The 18,329-nt window shown below is 44.6% G+C and carries 18 protein-coding genes; 11 read left to right on the top strand and 7 right to left on the bottom strand.

The features are described from left to right. Window positions 1-57 precede the first annotated feature (57 nt). Complete coding sequence (locus R8O11_RS06100) at window positions 58-546, bottom strand: hypothetical protein (protein ID WP_042523421.1); 489 nt, start codon at window positions 544-546, stop codon at window positions 58-60. Window positions 547-925: 379 nt separating this feature from the next. Between R8O11_RS06100 and R8O11_RS06095 the strand changes: the two genes are divergently transcribed. From R8O11_RS06095 to R8O11_RS06050, 10 genes are all read left to right on the top strand, one after another. After that, the gene (locus R8O11_RS06095) at window positions 926-1,555 is read left to right on the top strand and encodes a PepSY-associated TM helix domain-containing protein (RefSeq protein WP_021035904.1); all 630 of its coding nucleotides are present in this window, start codon (window positions 926-928) and stop codon (window positions 1,553-1,555) included. A gap of 20 nt (window positions 1,556-1,575) precedes the next feature. After that, the gene (locus tag R8O11_RS06090; protein WP_025768071.1) at window positions 1,576-2,115 is read left to right on the top strand and encodes a DUF2271 domain-containing protein; all 540 of its coding nucleotides are present in this window, start codon (window positions 1,576-1,578) and stop codon (window positions 2,113-2,115) included. Window positions 2,116-2,130: 15 nt separating this feature from the next. After that, on the top strand, window positions 2,131-2,961 hold the full coding sequence (locus R8O11_RS06085) for a DUF4198 domain-containing protein (protein ID WP_025768070.1): 831 nt from the start codon (window positions 2,131-2,133) through the stop codon (window positions 2,959-2,961). Window positions 2,962-3,003: 42 nt separating this feature from the next. Next, entirely contained in the window at window positions 3,004-3,324 is a 321-nt protein-coding gene (locus R8O11_RS06080) for a hypothetical protein (protein WP_005374251.1), read from the top strand. Next, window positions 3,321-3,872, top strand: a complete 552-nt coding sequence (locus R8O11_RS06075) for a DUF6162 family protein (RefSeq protein WP_054576195.1) — start codon at window positions 3,321-3,323, stop codon at window positions 3,870-3,872. The genes R8O11_RS06080 and R8O11_RS06075 overlap by 4 nt, the downstream gene beginning before the upstream one ends. Window positions 3,873-3,894: 22 nt before the next feature. Then, window positions 3,895-4,821, top strand: coding sequence for a metal ABC transporter solute-binding protein, Zn/Mn family (locus R8O11_RS06070; RefSeq protein ID WP_005374249.1), 927 nt, complete (start codon window positions 3,895-3,897; stop codon window positions 4,819-4,821). Continuing rightward, window positions 4,821-5,549 carry a metal ABC transporter ATP-binding protein gene (locus R8O11_RS06065; protein WP_017635536.1) on the top strand — a complete coding sequence of 243 codons (729 nt, stop codon included), beginning with the start codon at window positions 4,821-4,823 and terminating at the stop codon, window positions 5,547-5,549. Before R8O11_RS06070 ends, R8O11_RS06065 begins: the two co-directional genes overlap by 1 nt. Continuing rightward, window positions 5,549-6,424, top strand: a complete 876-nt coding sequence (locus R8O11_RS06060; RefSeq protein ID WP_005393560.1) for a metal ABC transporter permease — start codon at window positions 5,549-5,551, stop codon at window positions 6,422-6,424. Before R8O11_RS06065 ends, R8O11_RS06060 begins: the two co-directional genes overlap by 1 nt. A 22-nt stretch (window positions 6,425-6,446) precedes the next feature. After that, complete coding sequence (locus tag R8O11_RS06055) at window positions 6,447-7,316, top strand: metal ABC transporter solute-binding protein, Zn/Mn family (protein ID WP_318193996.1); 870 nt, start codon at window positions 6,447-6,449, stop codon at window positions 7,314-7,316. A 215-nt stretch (window positions 7,317-7,531) separates the two neighbouring features. Next, the gene (locus tag R8O11_RS06050) at window positions 7,532-8,527 is read left to right on the top strand and encodes a porin (RefSeq protein WP_017635534.1); all 996 of its coding nucleotides are present in this window, start codon (window positions 7,532-7,534) and stop codon (window positions 8,525-8,527) included. Between the two features lie 215 nt (window positions 8,528-8,742). Here R8O11_RS06050 and R8O11_RS06045 read toward each other — a convergent pair whose 3' ends face one another. The 4 genes from R8O11_RS06045 to speA all read right to left on the bottom strand — a co-directional run bounded on the left by R8O11_RS06045 (window position 8,743) and on the right by speA (window position 15,667). After that, the gene (locus tag R8O11_RS06045) at window positions 8,743-10,908 is read right to left on the bottom strand and encodes a S9 family peptidase (protein ID WP_081008300.1); all 2,166 of its coding nucleotides are present in this window, start codon (window positions 10,906-10,908) and stop codon (window positions 8,743-8,745) included. Between the two features lie 310 nt (window positions 10,909-11,218). After that, entirely contained in the window at window positions 11,219-12,424 is a 1,206-nt protein-coding gene (gene emrD, locus R8O11_RS06040; protein ID WP_318193995.1) for a multidrug efflux MFS transporter EmrD, read from the bottom strand. Between the two features lie 410 nt (window positions 12,425-12,834). Continuing rightward, window positions 12,835-13,755, bottom strand: coding sequence for an agmatinase (gene speB / locus R8O11_RS06035; RefSeq protein WP_318193994.1), 921 nt, complete (start codon window positions 13,753-13,755; stop codon window positions 12,835-12,837). 1 nt (window position 13,756) lies between these two features. Beyond that, window positions 13,757-15,667, bottom strand: a complete 1,911-nt coding sequence (gene speA, locus R8O11_RS06030) for an arginine decarboxylase (protein WP_031778854.1) — start codon at window positions 15,665-15,667, stop codon at window positions 13,757-13,759. 323 nt (window positions 15,668-15,990) lie between these two features. On the opposite strand from speA, the gene R8O11_RS06025 reads away from it, so the two are divergent. After that, entirely contained in the window at window positions 15,991-16,716 is a 726-nt protein-coding gene (locus tag R8O11_RS06025; RefSeq protein ID WP_005384195.1) for an MBL fold metallo-hydrolase, read from the top strand. 66 nt (window positions 16,717-16,782) lie between these two features. On the opposite strand, the gene R8O11_RS06020 is transcribed toward R8O11_RS06025, so the two are convergent. Together R8O11_RS06020 and rimK are read right to left on the bottom strand one after the other, a co-directional pair. Beyond that, a complete protein-coding gene (locus R8O11_RS06020) occupies window positions 16,783-17,211 on the bottom strand; it encodes an ATP-dependent zinc protease (RefSeq protein ID WP_005384193.1) in 429 nt (142 codons plus the stop codon). 65 nt (window positions 17,212-17,276) lie between these two features. Further along, window positions 17,277-18,182 (bottom strand): 30S ribosomal protein S6--L-glutamate ligase, encoded by a 906-nt coding sequence (gene rimK / locus R8O11_RS06015; RefSeq protein WP_005374224.1) that lies wholly within the window; start codon window positions 18,180-18,182, stop codon window positions 17,277-17,279. Window positions 18,183-18,329: the final 147 nt, after the last annotated feature.

The raw sequence follows: 18,329 nt of genomic DNA, 5'->3' as shown, positions 1-18,329 counted from the left end.
TTATTAAATACCCGAGCTCAGTCTCGGGTATTTTTTGTCTAAAGTCATAAAGGCTATTTATTGTATGAGCTTTTCATAAAAAGCTAATGCATCAAATGGTCGGGAGAAAAAAGGGCTTTTCTCTATATATTCTTGATGTACCTTGCTCAGTGTTTCAAACTTTTCTCTCGATGTAGGTTCGATATGAAAAGTTAGGCTTTCAGTCGATTCTACAAGCTTTAATGTTGAGGTTCTTGAAGCGTTATTTTTTGCTATTAATAGATAATATGCTAGCTCTTGCTTCTCTTTTAATACACAAGCCTCAAAAGCTTTCTCGCTTAAAAACGGCAGAACAGGAGTTAATGCTTCTATATGCTTCTTTGAATACTCTAGGGTTTGTTTGTCAGGTGTATTCTGGTCTGCCATAGATTCGCACAGCTTTATCTTAGCACCATAATTATCGATAGATTGGCTTACGTTGTTAAACAAACTGGCTTCAAACTTTTCACTTGCGAAAGTGACACTTGAGAAAAGTGATAAGAGAATTATTCCAACATTCTTGTTCATATTTTTCCTTCTGAACTACACCATAACGTTTGGCTAGCATCAGAAAATCTTCTCTATCTAACCCTACACTAACTTCTTAGCTTACCTTTTTTATCTAGTTTATGGATAGCTTTTAAGCTTTTCATTAAATATACATAAAGGCGCATTTTGGTGGAGTCTATCCCACTTTTTAGTATTGGAAATATCATTAAATTTTGAGTCATTAAAATTGATAGGGTTATTATCTAGAGGGTAGGCAATCGGTAACTCGCATTGGGCCAAATAGCTAAAACATGTGCAAGCCAAGCTGAATTGAAAAAGTAAACAATGTAAATTAAATGCCAATACGAATGATTATCACCTAAATTATGCCCCACATTTATTGGTGATGATTGTTTCTATGTTGCTTAAAAGCAAAGGTGTTCAAACTTGGGCTCGCCGCCTACATATCTATATTTCGATGGCTCTTCTCTTAGTTACGCTGTTTTTTGCAGTAACTGGTATTACCCTCAATCGCCCCGAATTGTTTGAACGCAGTGAACCTATCATTCAACAACATACTCTGACGGTTCCGCACTCAGTTCTATTCTCACATTCAGATACCTTTCAACCTAATCGTGAAGAACTGGTAGCTTTCTTGACTAAAGAAACCGAGCTTCGCGGCACTCCCTCCGCACTAGATGTGTATACCGAAGTTGAGCAAGGTGAGTTGTTACTCGGAGAGCTTTCTATGGATTTTAAAGGCCCGGGTTATAACGCTACGGTCTTTATTGATATGACTACTGGTGCAGCAGACGTCGAAACGACGCACTACGGTATTGTTGCGCTGCTGAACGATCTACATAAAGGACGCAACAGTGGTGGGATTTGGAAGTGGTTTATCGACGTCACTGCGCTTTTGATGGTGTTTTTTGTTCTTACAGGCGTGTGCTTGTTACTGCCTAAGAAGAAGACGCTCAGAACGTCAATGCAATGGATGAGCTTTGGTACGTTACTGTCGCTCGTAATTTATTTTGTTGCTGTTCCATAACAGCTTTTTAGAGAACACTTATGTTGAACACAGGAAGATTTTTCCGCCGTAATCACTTTTGTAAAGCCGCTTTGATCGCGGCTTTTACTCCTTTCTCTCTTTCCGCGGCGCCTCTACCAGATAACGCGAAGGTCGACTTCGAACTCGAACTTCCAAAGATAGATACCTCAATGTATGCACGCCCTTATGTGGCGGTTTGGGTTGAAAACGATCAGCGTAAACCGGTTAAAACCATTCAGTTATGGGTAGGGAAAGACGAATGGTTAAAAGATCTACGCAGCTGGTGGAGAAAAACGGGTCGTTATGATCGTGAACTTGTTGATGCGGTGACTTCTGCAACACGTCCTGCTGGTCAATACCGCTTTGTCTGGGATGGAACCAATGACTCAGGGGAGCGTTTGGAACAAGGAAATTACACGTTGTACGTCGAAGTCGTTCGTGAACACGGTGGGCGAAACTACTTACGTCAAAAAATAACGCTAGCGGACAGTGACGTACGCTATGAGCTTAAACCAACACAAGAGACGGGTGTCATCACCGTCAATTATCAAGTTAAGTGATTAAAGGACACAACAATGAAAACCAAAATGAAAGCAGTGGCATTGGCGAGTGTAATGGCAATGGGATTGGCTGTAACCACCACCGCGCAAGCACATCCACGTTGGGTTCTGCCCTCTCACTTTACGGTTTCTAAAGAAGGCGGTGACTGGCTGACATTTGATGTTACTGCCTCTCACGGAACGTTTGTTTTTGATAAGCCTGCGGGTAGTGATCAGGCATTTGTGGTGATGCCGGATGGCCGCTCTGAGCGTCCTAACTTTGTTGTTCGTGGCAAGCGTCGCTCTATGTTTGATTTCTTTTTTACAGAAGAAGGCACGCACAAAGTTGCGATTAATAATCAGCCGAGCTACTACACACAATACAAAGCGGGCCGTCGTGATACGGTGAAATGGGCGCGAGCAAGCAAAGCTGAGCGTGGTGATGTGCTTCCCGAGCAAGCGCGTGATGTGGTTACTCAACTAAGTTACACCCGAGCAGAAAGCTACATTACGGTTGGTATGCCAACGGACAAAGCGTTGGAGATTGAAGGGAAAATGCTGGAGATGAAACCGATCACGCATCCATCGGACATCATTGAAGGTGAGCCTGTGACTTTCCAGTTTTTCTTTAACGGAGAGCCACAAGAGGGCGTTACTGCTGAGATTACACGTGAAGGTACTATGTACCGAAACCATCAAGAACAAATCGATGTGGTGAGCGATAAAGATGGCAAAGTGATCTTCACGCCAGAAGTCGCCGGGCGCTACTTAATGAAAGCGAACTACAAAGGTGAATTGAAAGATAATCCATTGGCGGATAAAGCGAGTGCCAATGTTCACCTTACGTTTGAAACTCAACTTAACTAATCGAATTAGGCTCAGCAATTGCTGGGCCATTTTGGAATTATCATGAATAACACTTCTCTTCTAAAAGCGGTTTTGCTTTTTTCTGGATTTGCGTCCTTTCACGCTGCTGCACATTTTCCTCTGATGAGCTGTCACTTGGCGCAAGATAAAGTGATTTGTGAAGCGGGCTACTCGGATGGATCGACAGCGGTCGACTACGATGTCGAAATGTACGATTACGACGACAATCTGATCGCCAAAGAAAAAACAGATAAGCGTTCCATCGCAGAATTTACTCACCCTGAAACAGATTTCTATTTGGTATTTGATGCCGGACATGAAAGCCCGGTGGAAGTGGATATCGTTGAGCTGAAAGAGAAATGAGCGTTCAGAAAGTTCGCCCTGATGATGGTAACCGAGAAGGAAAGTGGGTCGCACTGACAATCGCAGCGATTCTCAGTTCAGCAGCCATACTTATGCCCTACCATCAGGTCGCGACTGAAAAGCCAGACATGCAGTCTCATCAAGTGTTAATCACGGATTTACATCAAAATGAGTTGGGGTTGATCGCTGAACTTAAGCTCGCTCATGAAGAGATTCGTGATTTGCAGTTAGATACCGGAACTTGGCCTGAGATCTCTGATATGGAGGCGCTTTGGATTGCTCCATTCGTGAAAGACCAAAACTGGAAGCGTAAAGGCTCTCATCAGTGGCAACGAATTGATGACGGTGTCTACATTGGCGTGAAGACCAGTGCCCAAGGCTCTGCTTCCATGCTGTTGGATAGCCGCAGTTCTCAAGCTGATATTTGGTTTAATGATTCTAGCCGTTCGTTAAATGTGGAGGGATTGAGCGAGCTAGCAAAACGCCACGATTTCGGTTGGAAACAAATCATTCTGTCAGACTCTTCCTCTCACTCTCACGCCCATTAAGACAACATAATTGATAAGTACTATGATCAAACGCTCTCTTTTACGTCGTATTCTTACAGCCACCGCGTTATTGACGGTGTCTTCTACTGGCTTTGCTGCCGATAAACTCAGTATTGGTATTACGCTTCAACCTTATTACAGCTATGTTAAAGCCGTTGTTGGTGAGAAGGCGGACATCGTTCCTTTGGTTGATGCTGGTTTTAATCCTCACAACTATTTGCCACAACCTAATGATCTTAAGCGCTTAAATGAAATGGACGTAATAGTGATCAATGGTATTGGTCATGACGATTTTGCACTGAAAGTGATCAAGGCTTCTCAGCGTGATGATCTCGTGGTTATCGAAGCGAACAAAGAAGTGCCTTTATTGCCCGCTATGGGGCAGTCTGTTGGTCAAGGAGCAGTGAACCCTCACACCTTTGTCGGTTTATCAACAACCATTCAAAAGGTTTACACCATCGCGAGTGAGCTAAGCCAATTGGACCCAGACAATGCTACGTTCTATCGCCAAAATGCTCGTAAATACGCGAAAACATTTCGCCTGATGAAGCGTGATGCAATGTTGTCTCTTGGTGAGTTGGACACGGCTGGTATGAAGGTGGCAACAACCCACAATGCTTACGGATATATCCTTCAGGAGTTTGGTGTTGACGTTGCCGCTGTCATTGAGCCTGCTCATGGTGTTGAACCAAGTGCAAGTCAGCTACAGGAAACGATAGAGAAAATTCGTGAATCGGGCATTGATGTGCTGTTTTATGAGCTCAATATGCCGAATCGCTTTGTTGATACCATCGAAGAGGCGACTGGGGTGCAGCTTTATCGCTTTTCTCACATGACTCACGGTGAGTATGAGGCTGATAAAGTCGAGGTTGAGATGCGAGATAATGTGGAAACACTAATCGAAGCCATGAAATTTGTGGCGAGTAAGCGAGCAGGGGAAAAGGCGTAATGACTGGACCTTCCGTTTCCTTAAGTAACGTGGGCCTAAAATACGCCGACAATATCATTTTGCAGAACATCAGCGCCGAATTCGAGAACGCGAAATGTCACGTGATTATGGGACCGAACGGCGGTGGTAAAACCTCTTTGCTTCGTTCGGTACTTGGACTCACGCCATTTTCGGGAAACATAGCGCTCAATTGGCCAGAACCATCAGCTGCATCGGGGAAGATAGGGTATGTGCCACAAAAAGCGATGTTTGAAGCAAGCCTCCCGTTAACCGTGATGGATTTTGTACTGCTTAACCAAACTCGTATCCCTCTATTTTGGCGACGTAAAACGAAACAAACTCAACATGCCCTGGCCCAGCTGGATCGCGTGGGTATGGCAACGCGTAGCGACCGTCGTATGGGGCAACTCTCTGGCGGTGAGCAACAGCGTGTTTTGTTTGCGCAAGCTTTACTGGATGAGCCCAATTTATTGGTTTTAGACGAACCTACAACTGGCATGGATGAGCAAGGTGTTCGATATCTTGAAGGTTTGATTCATGAAGTCGTTGGAGAAGGCAAAACGGTGCTGGCAGTACATCATGACGTGACCGCAGTGCGCCGTTTAGATGCGCAGGTCCATGTCGTAAATCGTCAAATTGTGGCGTCAGGTCACCATTCAGATGTGCTAAGCCCTGATCGTATAGAAACATTATTTAAGCACTACACAGCAAAAGTGGAGGCTGCATAATGGATTGGTTGCGAGAGTTAGCGGTTAGCGGCGTTGAAGCTGGATGGTTAAGCGATAGCTTTTCTTATGCTTTCATGGTGAACGCAATTGTGGCAGCGCTGATATTAGGGCCATTACTTGGTGGTCTTGGTACATTAGTCATCGCCAAGCGACTGGCTTTTTTCTCTGAAGCGGTTGGGCATGCTGCGCTTACCGGAATCGCGATTGGTGTGTTGCTCGGTGAGCCGCCAGAGAATCCGATCATCGGATTGTTTAGCTTTTGTATGATTTTTGCGCTGTTGCTTCACTTTGTTCGTAATCGTACGAATGTACCTTACGACACACTGGTTGGGGTTTTTCTTGCACTAGCGTTAGCGGTTGGTGCTGCGCTGTTAATGTACGTTGCTCGCAAGATCAACATTCACATGTTGGAGAACGTGTTGTTTGGCTCGATCTTGACTGTGACGGACAACGATATCCTTATTTTAGCGATCAGTTGTTTGATCATATTACTGCTTCTTATTCCAACGTTTAACCGCATTTTGCTGACTTGTATTAGCCCGGATATTGCACGTGTACGCGGCTTTAATACCAGCTTTTATGATTACTTATTTGTCATGATGATCACCTTGGTCACCATCGCCGCGGTAAAGATTATTGGCGCGGTATTGGTTGGTGCATTGCTACTGATTCCTGGTGCAACGGCTCGGTTATTGACTAAACGCATGGGCAGTTTTGTTCTCCTTTCTTCTTTATTGGCAACCATTGCGTGTTTAGTAGGAACCATACTGCCGATGGAGCTTGAGCTACCAGTGCCATCAGGCGCATCCATCATCATTGTTTCTGCGGCATTTTTCCTAACAGCAACGGTTTACCGAATTATCCAAAAAGCGTAACCCTTTTTATAAAGTAATGAACATGAAGATAAAAAAATTAGCGATAACTTTTGGTTTGGTTATAGCGACGACACTTCCATCGTTGGCAAGCGCCAAAGACATTTTAACCAGCACTCCCGTCACGTACATGTTGTCTGAGCAACTCATGAAAGGTACAGGGATAGAGACTCAGTATCTGCCTCCAAAGCGTTACGGCGTTGAGCGTCTTGAGAACTGGTTCGCAAATAAAGGTACAGAGCAAGTTAAGCAAGCGGGTCAAGCCGCGACGGTTGCTGTTACTCTTGGTGCGATTTGGAAACAAGACCCGACTTATGTTTACGCTCGACAGGGCAACATTCACTTGATTGAAATCGCTGCATCGCAGGCCATTTCTCCTAGAGCTCAAGGAGTTGCAGTACTGACATTGGAAAACGGGTCAACATCGAAGTACGCATGGCTGAACCCTACAAACTTAATCCGAATGGCGGGCATTGTTGGAGAGGATCTACAACGTGTATATCCTGAACACCAAAAGGCGATTCAAACGAATCAACAGGCTCTTATGCTCAATGTGCGTGAACTGATCAACCAACAACAGGCAGAGATCTTCGATAAAGGCATCGATTCAGTGGTACTGATGAGTGAGTCATTAGAGGACTTTGCCTCTGGCAACCAATTGTTTGTGGTTGGGCGCGAATTTAAGCCGGAACTCGAGTGGACAGAAGAAGACAAATTATCTTTAAAAGCTCAGTTTGAACAAGATAAAACGCTATGGTTAGTGACGGATAAACGACCGTCGAAAACCTTGACATCGCTTATTAAACCGAGCCGCATACTGCAAATTGATGTTATTGACCGCTGGGGCAGTAAGGGTATCAAAACTGAGAAGCCACTCGCACGTTGGGAGATGTGACACGTAAAAAGCCACAGATTTTATGATGGGGAATGAAAAGTTCCCTATTTTTTTGTGACTCAGTTCAAAATGTGAGCATTAATACCACTGGTTGCATAAGAAAGTGTTTGTTTCATTTCTATTTCGTTACTACTTTGTTATGTGTTCGTTGCGATTGATTCGGATTTAATCTGTTTCTAAGCGAACCGGTACAAACAACTATACGGATGTTAACAATGAAAATGAAAACTCTAGCCGTTGCAGTGGCGGCACTAGCATGTGGTTCACAGGCCTTCGCAGCAGAAGTTTACAACAGCGATGGTACATCTTTATCGATCGGCGGTCACGTTTCAGTTGGCGTGGGTGAGTATTTCGAAGAAGATGTAAAAGTTCACCAAGTGTCTCCACGTATTAACGTTGCGGGTAAGAAAGACATTGGCAACGGTATTACTATCGACGCTAAAGGTGAATGGGCGCTTAACTACCTAAATGGTGGTGAACAGTCATTCAAAACTCGTCTAGGTTACATCGGTGCTACTCATGAGCAGTTTGGCCGTTTAGTAGCAGGTACTCAATGGTCACCTTACTACGATGTCGCTGGCGTTGCGGATCTACCAATCGCGTTTGCGAACGACTTTTTGTACGACAACCACGGCAACCTAGGCTCAGCTCGTGCTGATAAAATGCTTAGCTACCGTAAAGGTTTTGAATTTGGTGAAGGTTTTGCTTTCAACCTAGGTCTAGGTTGGCAAGGTGAGCAAACTTCAGATGCAACAACATACGAGCAACGTGGTCAAGTTGCATTGAGCGGTTCTGTAGCTGGCTTTGGTCTAGGCTACGTATACAGCGGCGGTGATGTTAAAAACGCGACTCTAGGTACTAAGAATGCTGAATCACACCTATTCTCTGTAAACTACGGTCAGTACGGTTCAGGTCTATACGCAGCAGTAGTATACGGTATGAACGAGTACTTCTACCAAATGCGTAAAGACACTTCTCAACTTGAAGCTCTTTTGGCATACGGCGTAAACGATTGGACATTCAGCGTTAACTACGAAGGCGTAGAAGACGAAGAAGACAATAAGACAGTTTCAAGCGAAACTGCGCTACAAGCAGAGTACGCTGTAACTCCTGCTTTCGTAACGTTTGCAGCTTACCAGTTTGATCTAGGTAACGACTACAACAATGAAGAGAACGACTACTGGACTCTAGGTGCTCGTTACTACTTCTAATAAATAGGCCAGTTTCTACTGCCTAAACACATTTATTGTGTTAACGCCTACTCGTTGTGAGTAGGCGTTTTTCTTTCTGCTATCCTTTGGCTATAAGAGACGCTAGTCATTCTGTGCTTAGGTAACCCCACTCTTTGTTTAGAGAGTGCGTCTATAAAAATGCCCGCAACTTGCGGGCATTTTTTGTTGTTAGAGATACAGTTCTATTAATACGCTTATTTTTTATCGAGTAAATCGAGGAAGAAGGCATACTCTAGCGCATCTTCTTTTAAGCGCTTAAATCGACCAGATGCGCCGCCGTGTCCGGCTTCCATATCGGTTTTGAACAACAAGACGTTATCGTCTGTCTTCATTTCACGAAGTTTGGCGACCCACTTCATTGGTTCAAAGTACTGTACTTGAGAGTCGTGCAAGCCAGTCGTTACCAACATGTTCGGGTAGTTTTGCGCCTTGATGTTGTCGTAAGGCGAGTAACTCAACATATAGTCATAGTATGTTTTGTTATTTGGGTTACCCCATTCATCATACTCGTTGGTGGTCAATGGAATTGATTCATCGAGCATAGTGGTTACCACGTCCACAAACGGAACATGAGCGCCGATACCGCGATACAGTTCTGGTGCTTGGTTGATGATAGCCCCCATTAAGAGGCCTCCTGCAGAGCCACCAACAGCGAAGACTTTATCTTTCGCGCCATAGCCTTGTTCAACCAAACCTTTAGTCACATCAATAAAGTCGTTGAATGTATTTTGCTTGGTTAGTTTTTTACCGTCTTCATACCAAGGGCGGCCAAGCATTTCAGATCCACGAATATGAGCAATGGCGTAAACAAAGCCGCGATCCAATAGACTCAAACGTGTCGAGCGGAAAGTTGGCTCAATGGTTGCGCCATAAGATCCATAACCATATTGGTAGAGTGGATTCGTACCATCTTTCTTAAATAAGTCTTTACGATACACCAAAGAAACGGGTACTTCTTTACCGTCACGGGCTGTGACCATGATGCGTTCTGATTGGTAATTGTCAGGATTAAAATCACCAAGTACAGGTGTTTGCTTCATGATTTCTGACCCGCCCGTTTTTAGATCGAAATCGTAGTAGGTTCCTGGAGTGGTTAAACTGCTGTAATAAATACGAACTTTCTCGTTATCCAGCTCTAGGTTACCTGTCAAATAGGCAGCAAACGCATCGTCATTAAATGTGAGGGGGAATTCTTTTCCTGTTGAAAGCTGACGTACAGTGACGCTTGCTAGGCCGTTAGAGCGCTGCTCATAGACGATGTGATCATCGAATAACTCGAAGTCGACAAGTTGATTGTTGTCGTCTGCGGCAATCACATCTTGCCATTTAGAGCGGTCATGCATGTCATTTTGATGAACTTTCATCAAACGGAAGTTGACGGCTTGATAGTTAGTATAAATGTAGTACCAATCGCCTAGCTTAGAAATACTGTATTCAATGCCATCTTCACGAGGATAGAACGGTTTCGCCTTTGCTTTAGGGTTGTTCGCATCAATGATAGAGACCCCACTGGTTTCTGTACTCGAATGCCAGATATAAATATCTTCGCCATCTTTGCTTTTGCTTAGTGAGGTGTAATAGGCGCTGTCGGTTTCCTCAAAAATCAGCTCATCGCTGCTTTGTGGTGTGCCCAATACATGACGATAAACTTGGTAGCCCAATAAGGTCTGTGGATCTTTTTTGATGTAGTAAAAGGCGTTGTTATCGTTCTGCCATGCGACAGCGCTTGAGGCCCCTTCGATTTCATCTTGTAGGTAATTGCCTGTTGTCAGGTCTTTGATCTTAAGGGTGTACACGCGGCGGCTTAATGTGTCTTCGCCATACGCCAATAAGTTTTCATTCGGACTAACGTATAGGCCGCCGATACTGAAAAATTCATGTTCTTTTGCTAGTTCATTGACATCTAAAATGATTTGTTTGTCTTTGCCTGCAAAGTCTTTAGCTCGCAAATGGACTTCGTACTCGTTATCTCCGGTCACTTCACTGGAGTAGAAATAGTTGCCTTTACGAACCGGTACTGAGTTGTCGTCTTTTGCGATGCGCCCTTTAATTTCTTCAAATAGCGTATCTTGAAGTGTTTCAGTGTGCTTTAGAACGGTTTCTGCGTACTGATTTTCTTTCTCTAGGTGCTGTAAAATTTCAGGGTCTTTACGTTCGTCGTCACGCATCCAGTAGTAGTTATCAACGCGGGTATCGCCATGAATAGTCATCGAGTGAGGGACTTTTTTCGCAACCGGAGCTTGAGTTTGTTGAGCAACGATCTGTGTTTGGGAGTATTGAGTCATGCTGGGGATTCCTTGATTGCTGCATCCGGCGACAAGCGCGACCGAGACGGCCAACGTAGTTAAAGTGAAACGCATCTGATTTTATCCTTATTGTACACCCAAGTGGCCTCATCCTGAGGGCTGGGCTTTCATTTTGTTAGTGGTTTTCAGTTGTCCATTCTTTGTTATGGGGTATACCGAAAAAGTGAGAATCCTCAATATTTCGAGTTGGATACTCAATTTGAAGGGAGCTGAAAACACATTGTGTAAGCAGCTGTTATTTTTAACAAATATCAATTCGAAAGTTAAATCATTCTCATCGGGAAATCGATATAGTGTGATATGAAAAAAGGGACACACTTGTTGAGTGTGTCCCTTTTGGACTTTGAAAGTAAGCTGATAATGATCAGATAACTTGCGGTACTTCGTTTGAGTGATTGTGTGCTCGATTCACCCACATTAACCCAAGCATTGCAATTACCGACATTGCCATCATCAAAATGCCCAAAGGCATCTGGTTATGCGCTGGAAATAGTGACGCGAGCAAAGTTGCGACACCTGCCCCCAAGTTTTGCATGCCACCCAATGTCGCGCCTGCTGTTCCTGCATGGTATGGGAATGGCGCAATCGCTCCAGTTGTTGCTGCTGGGAAGAGAATACCTGCACCCAAAAAGTACACGGTTGCGCCTCCAACCAGCGTTAATGCAGTGGTTAAACCAAACAAGCCTGGGATGAGCACAATAGCAGAGCCCACAAAAATAGAGACCAAGCCTACATTTAAAGCACGACGCTCAGAGCGACGTCTTGCGATGTAGCTAGATAAGCCTGCACCCACCAAGTAACCTGGGATCGGCAATATAAACAGCAAACTTACCGTTGTTGCCGGTAATTCTAATACCCCACCTAACAACACCCCAGCCGCCGCTTCGAATACACCCACACCAGCGAATGTTGCAACCAGGCAAATCAAAAAGCCTTGAAAGCGACGGTCAGACAAAACGTGTGTGTAGCTTTTGGCTACTGGTTCGAATTTGCGTTTCTCTTTTGGTAGTGTCTCCATCATGCTTGTCATCATGGTGATCACAACCGCGATAGCAAATAGCGCTAAGAACAAGTAGCTTGACCGCCATCCGAAAGCTTCTGTTAGGTAACCGCCTAATACTGGTGCCATTAATGGTGAGAAAATCACACACATGCTAATTAAGCTGTTTGCTCTGTGTAGATCAGAGCCTTCAAAGCAATCGCGAGTCAGAGTGCGTGACATCGCACCGCCGCAGCCAATACCTAAGCCTTGGATAAAGCTACCGATCAAGAACCATTCAAATTGATGTGCAAATAATGCCACCAGTGTACCCGCGATGTAGATAAGCAGCCCGACGATGATGATCGGTTTGCGTCCCAAGCGGTCCGATAGTGTGCCATACGCAAATTGCGACAAGCCATATGGGATTAGGTAACAAGCCATCACAGCTTGAAGTGATGACGCAGATACCAAAAACTCGCCCGCCATATGACCGATTGAAGGCACGTACATTGTCTGGGTCATTTGACCCACGGCAGTCAATATAGCGATTAAAAAGGTAAGTTTCGCTAATGGAAACGAAGCAGACATTTGCGTATCTCTCCAAAAAATTTAAGACGTAAAAACCCTTAGCACTCTTTTACAGAGTGCTAACTGAATTCTTGTGTTGCGGGGGGTATTTGCGCGAGATAATAGTGCTTGCTTGTATAATTAGCAATCGAAAAGTGTGAAGTTGAGCAAGATAAAAATCTATGATTTCAATTAGAAAAACTAATCCGATTTTGTTTTCAAAAAGAGATGCATTTCTTTGTCTAATTAAGTTAAATCTTTTACTTTTCGTGAATAGAATGAGCCTTATAGGTAACTGGTTTTAATGGTTAAAGTGCAAAAATAAAGCGTCTGCTCGGTTGATCTGAGTTCAAGATGAAACGAGTGAATAAAAGGTAGAGGAAGGCATCAGAAAGAAAAGGGAGCCGAAGCTCCCTTAGAAATGATTATGTCTATTCGCGCTCAGATGCGTATGCGTAAAGCATTTCTAGTGCGATGGTTGCTCCCGCTAGTGCGGTAACATCACTGTGGTCGTATGGAGGCGATACTTCGACAACATCCATACCCACGATATTCATGCCGGCTAAACCACGAATAATTTTCAGCGTTTTGTCTGAGTTCAAGCCACCACAAACTGGTGTACCAGTTCCCGGTGCGAAGGCCGGGTCTAAGCAGTCGATGTCAAAAGTGACATATACTGGCTTGTCTGCGACGGTGCGACGAATTTCTTCTAGGATCTCGTTCACCGACATGTCATTCGCTTGCATCGCATTAATCACATTGAAGCCGTGATCTTGCTGTTTGTACTCCGTACGAATGCCGATTTGTATTGAGTTCTTTGCTGAGATCAAACCTTCTTTCGGCGCATGGTAGAACATCGTACCGTGGTCGTATGAACTGCCATTTGCATAGGTGTCCGTATGAGCATCAAAGTGAATCAACGCCATTTGGCCATGATGCTTCGCATAGGCACGCAGGATAGGTAGCGTAATGAAGTGGTCACCGCCCAATCCCAACATGGTTTTACCACTTTTTAGAATTTCACTGGTTGCCGCTTCAAGGCGGTAAGTAAAATCTTCCGCATCACCGCAATCGAACACGAGATCACCTGCGTCGATCACTTTCAGTTTATCCAATACGTTGAAGCTCCAAGGGAACTTCTTACCTTCCCATGCCAAGTTGACTGAGGCACGGCGAATTGCATCTGGACCCATACGCGCACCTGGACGACCAGATGTTGCCATGTCCAGAGGGACTCCCAACACCACAACGTCTGCGTCTGCCGATACCGGGTTACGAATGTACGGCAGACGTAAAAACGACATAGAGTTGGAGTAAAGCGAATAATCAGTTTTAGTAAACAAATCATTCATATCAGAAGTCCTCTAAATAGGTGTATCCTGCTAGACCTTGTTCTAGTTCTGCTAGGATTTGTGCTTGTTCATTGGCTTCAACTCGCTGTGAAACCAATTGTTTATAATTGTCACGAATCGCATCCACGTCGATATGAACGTAGCGCATCATGTCTTCTACACTATCACCTTCGTTGATGTAACTGATCTCAAATTGACCATGTTCATCAACATTGACTACAGCACTGTGGGTATCACCAAATAGGTTGTGCATGTCACCAAGGATTTCTTGGTATGCGCCTACTAGGAAAAAGCCCATTAAGTACGGTTTGTCTTTGCTCCAAGCTGGTACAGGTAGCGTGCTCTCGATGCCTTGACCATCAACGTAGTGATCGATCGCGCCATCAGAGTCACATGTGATGTCCAACATCACTGCACGACGTTCTTCCGCCTCGCCAAGACCAGAAAGTGGCAGAACAGGGAACACCTGATCAATACCCCAAGCATCTGGTAGAGATTGGAAGAGAGAGAAGTTCACGAAGAACTTATCCGCAAGACGTTCGCTCAACTCGTCCAGAATCGGACGGTGGAAGCGATTCTTAGTGCTCATCTTTCGGCTTAATTCGAAGTAAATGCGCAGTGACAATTGTTCTGCCCACGCACGTTGTTCCAAGTTAAGCACACCTGTAGCAAATTGAGAGTGCACTTCTGCCAAATCACTTTGGGTATCATTGTAAATCTCAATTAACGCACGAGCGTCTGTACCATCTTGCAAGTTTTCCCAGTTTCGCCACATGTTTTGTAGCAAAAGCGGAGCGTCCTCATCAAGCTCATGTACTTCTTCCGGTAGGTACGACTCGGTACCAATTACGTTAGAAATCAATACAGCGTGGTGCGCTGTTAGCGAGCGACCCGATTCCGAAATGATCACTGGCATTGGTTGTTCGTATTGCAGACACACATCGCCCACTGTGTTCACAATATTACGTGCGTATTCTGCAAGGCCGTAGTTCATCGAATTCGATGATTGGCTGCGTGTGCCGTCATAATCCACTGCCAAGCCGCCGCCCACATCGAAGTACTCGATGTTTGCACCGAGTGCGCGTAGTTCGCAGTAGAAACGTGCAGACTCGTTCACACCATTGCGTACATCACGGATGTTTGCCATCTGTGAACCAAGGTGGAAGTGAACCAGTTGCATCGCGTCTAGGTTGCCTTCGCGTTTAAGACGTTCAATAACGCTAAGCACTTGCGATGCTGATAAACCAAACTTCGATTTTTCACCGCCACTTGCTTGCCATTTCCCTGCGCCTTGAGAGGCGAGGCGAATGCGTAAACCAAGGCGCGGTTTTACGCCCAAACTTTTCGCTTCTTCTAGTACCAGATCCAGCTCAGAAAGCTTCTCTAGTACGATGAATACCTTGTGACCCAGCTTTTCACCGATCAGTGCAAGACGCACATACTCACGGTCTTTGTAGCCATTACACACGATCACGGAGCTACCTTGTTGAGCCAATGCAAGTACCGCCAACAATTCTGGCTTGCTACCCGCTTCAAGACCAAGCTGCTTGGTTTCTAGTTGAGCTTGGCTCGCTAGAATTTCATCCACCACTTCACGTTGTTGGTTTACTTTAATTGGGTACACCAACAAGTATTTGTTTGGATATTGGTATTCTTCAATTGCTTGGTTGAATGCGTGGCAAATACCATGCACACGTTGGTGCACGATTTGCGGGAAGCGTACTAATACAGGCAGATTTAACTGCTTCGCTTCTAGCTCATTTACAATAGCGCTGAAAGGGATTTGATGTGCACGATCACTACGTGGTGATACATATACTTCGCCTTGGTCATCAATGCCGTAGAAACCTTGGCTCCAGTAGTGAACGTTGTAGTCCGCGCGGATGCGGTCTAATTTAGTTGCTTTTTCCAACTCGATTCTCACAAAAATGTACTTAACTCCTTAATTAATTAGAAGGAAAAGTACAAAAAAGCAAATCATGAGGCATTTACCTCATACCCTGACACGAACTCCGTGTGCGCGCATTAACGGATAAAAGTGCCTTTGAGTCTAATGATTAAAATCTATCATCTCGATTATGATTTGTTGTCGTCGCTACGTGTGAATATTTGTTTACCGAAGCGTCCATTCTGCTGTTATAGTTGGTCTGACCAGTAAGGGTTCGGTCATGAAGCATCTCACTAAAATAAGGACATATTTTGCAGCTGCACAGAATTCAGGGGTACATTCAGACCATGTATCTCGCCGAATATCCCGATAAATTATTGTTGCTTGATGGTGCCAGTCGAGCAGACATTCCTCATCTTAAAGACTTTATTGAACATCAACTCCATCGTCCTTTTTCTGACCTAAAGTTGGTTGTTGTGACCCACATGCATCCAGACCATGCTGGTGGTGCGCACAAACTACGTGATTTAACAGGATGTAAGCTATTGGCCGCAAAGCGAGAGAGCCAGTGGTATAGCGGTGTAGACGGTTGGCTAATGCATTTGACCGATTTAATGTTAGCACGCTGGATGGCGAATCGGATGCGTAAACCAAAGCAAAACCTTTGGTATTCCCGCAAGTTAAATCCAGATATTGAACTTATTGATGGAGAGTTTATTCCTGGATTTGATGATTGGCAGGTGCTAGAAACGCTAGGGCATACTGATCGAGATCTGTCGGTTTATCATTCTGAACAAGATGTGTTGTATGTGGCGGATTTAATGGTGCAGGTGAAAAAGCATCTGATTGCGCCGTTTCCCATATTTCATCCGAATCAATATCGGCAATCATTAAAGCGTGTGTTTGAGATGAATCCGCAATGTTTGCTTTTGGCACATGGGGGAGAGGTGACTTTGGATGAAAAAGCGTATCAGCACATTTTGAATACAGCGCCAACTAAGCCAATGACGCACTGGCGAGTGACAAAAGTTAAAGCGAAGGGATTGTTGTTTGCGTTATTTCGTAGGAAGTAGGCGAAGATAAAGCCAGACGAGTGATGCTCAACAAAAACGTTCGATCACTCATCTGAAGCTACGGGGTTAAGATGCCAATAAGTGAGATTGGCTAGGATCAACGAGCACTTTGTCTGCCATGCCCTGACGACCTAACAACATCATGTAAGTCATTTTTTCACGGTTAGTCAACGTAATGTCGATTGGCCATTGTTGGTCGCCCATACGCAGCATCGTTGTGATCACGCAGCGGTGCTCAAAAGTACCGTTAGAAGATTTAACCTTACGGTTTGCTTTTAGTTTCGCTGTGCAGCGAACCACTTGTTCTAAATGGTATACATCTGGGTGTAGATCGAATGCAACATAAGACTGACCATCTTTTTCAAAGCAATCAATATTGTCTACATGTAATGAAGAGGTTTGAGCGCCTGTATCAATACGCGCTTCAAGGTGAGTAATCCCTAACTCTGGCAAGCAAATAGCTTCGGCATTCCCAATGATCATTTTCTGATTCATAGTGTCATCCTAGCGACGAGTAACAAGAGAGCCGGTTTTTGGCTCTCTTGTGCGTTAAACAAAAATCAACCTTTACCGCGAGTACGGTTTGAATTTGGCTTAGCGTTTTTCTCGATAAAATCGAAGATCATACCTGCAATGTTTTTACCCGTTGCTAGTTCGATGCCTTCTAGACCAGGGGAAGAGTTCACTTCCATTACCACTGGGCCATTTTTAGATTGAAGGATATCCACACCACAAAGGTTCAAGCCCATCACTTTCGCTGCATTTACAGCGGTCGCACGCTCTTCTTTGCTCAAACGCACGAGTTGTGCAGAGCCACCACGGTGAAGGTTAGAACGGAACTCGCCTTCTTTTGCTTGGCGCTTCATTGCGGCAATCACCTTATTTCCGACAACAAAACAACGGATGTCCGCGCCTTTTGCTTCTTCGATAAATTCTTGCACCATGATGTTAGCTTTCAAACCCATGAAAGCTTCAATCACGCTTTCTGCCGCTTTATTTGTTTCAGCAAGTACAACACCAATGCCTTGAGTGCCTTCTAGCAATTTAATTACTAGAGGTGCGCCACCAACGTTTTTGATCACGTCCTGAATGTTGTCAGGATGGTGAGCAAAGCCAGTGCGTGGCAAACCGATGCCTTTACGTGATAGCAGTTGCAATGAGCGCAACTTGTCACGAGAGCGGCTGATCGCGACAGATTCGTTGACACAAAATGTACCCATCATTTCAAACTGACGTACAACAGCAGTGCCGTAAAACGTAATAGATGCCCCAATACGTGGAATAACAGCATCGTATTGCGGTAATTCTTCACCCTTGTAGCGGATCTTAGGGTTGTTGCTCGTAATGTCCATATAACAGTGAAGCGTGTCGATCACATCGATTTGATGCCCACGTTCTTCACCCGCCTGTTTTAGGCGCATGGTTGAATATAAATTCTCATTACGAGAGAGAATAGCAATACGCATGGCAATTCCTTAGTAAGTCAGTACCAAATTAAAATATAAGTATAGAGCATAGAATGCAGTAGGCAGGTGATCATGTTATGACATAACCTACTTACTTCAACGATTTAGAATTGTGGTTGAACAACCACGTCGTCAGAGGTGCGCACC

Source organism: Vibrio sp. 1288 (genome assembly GCF_033344475.1).
Note: the sequence above shows the minus strand (reverse complement) of the source record. Positions and strands in the feature narration are given on the sequence as shown.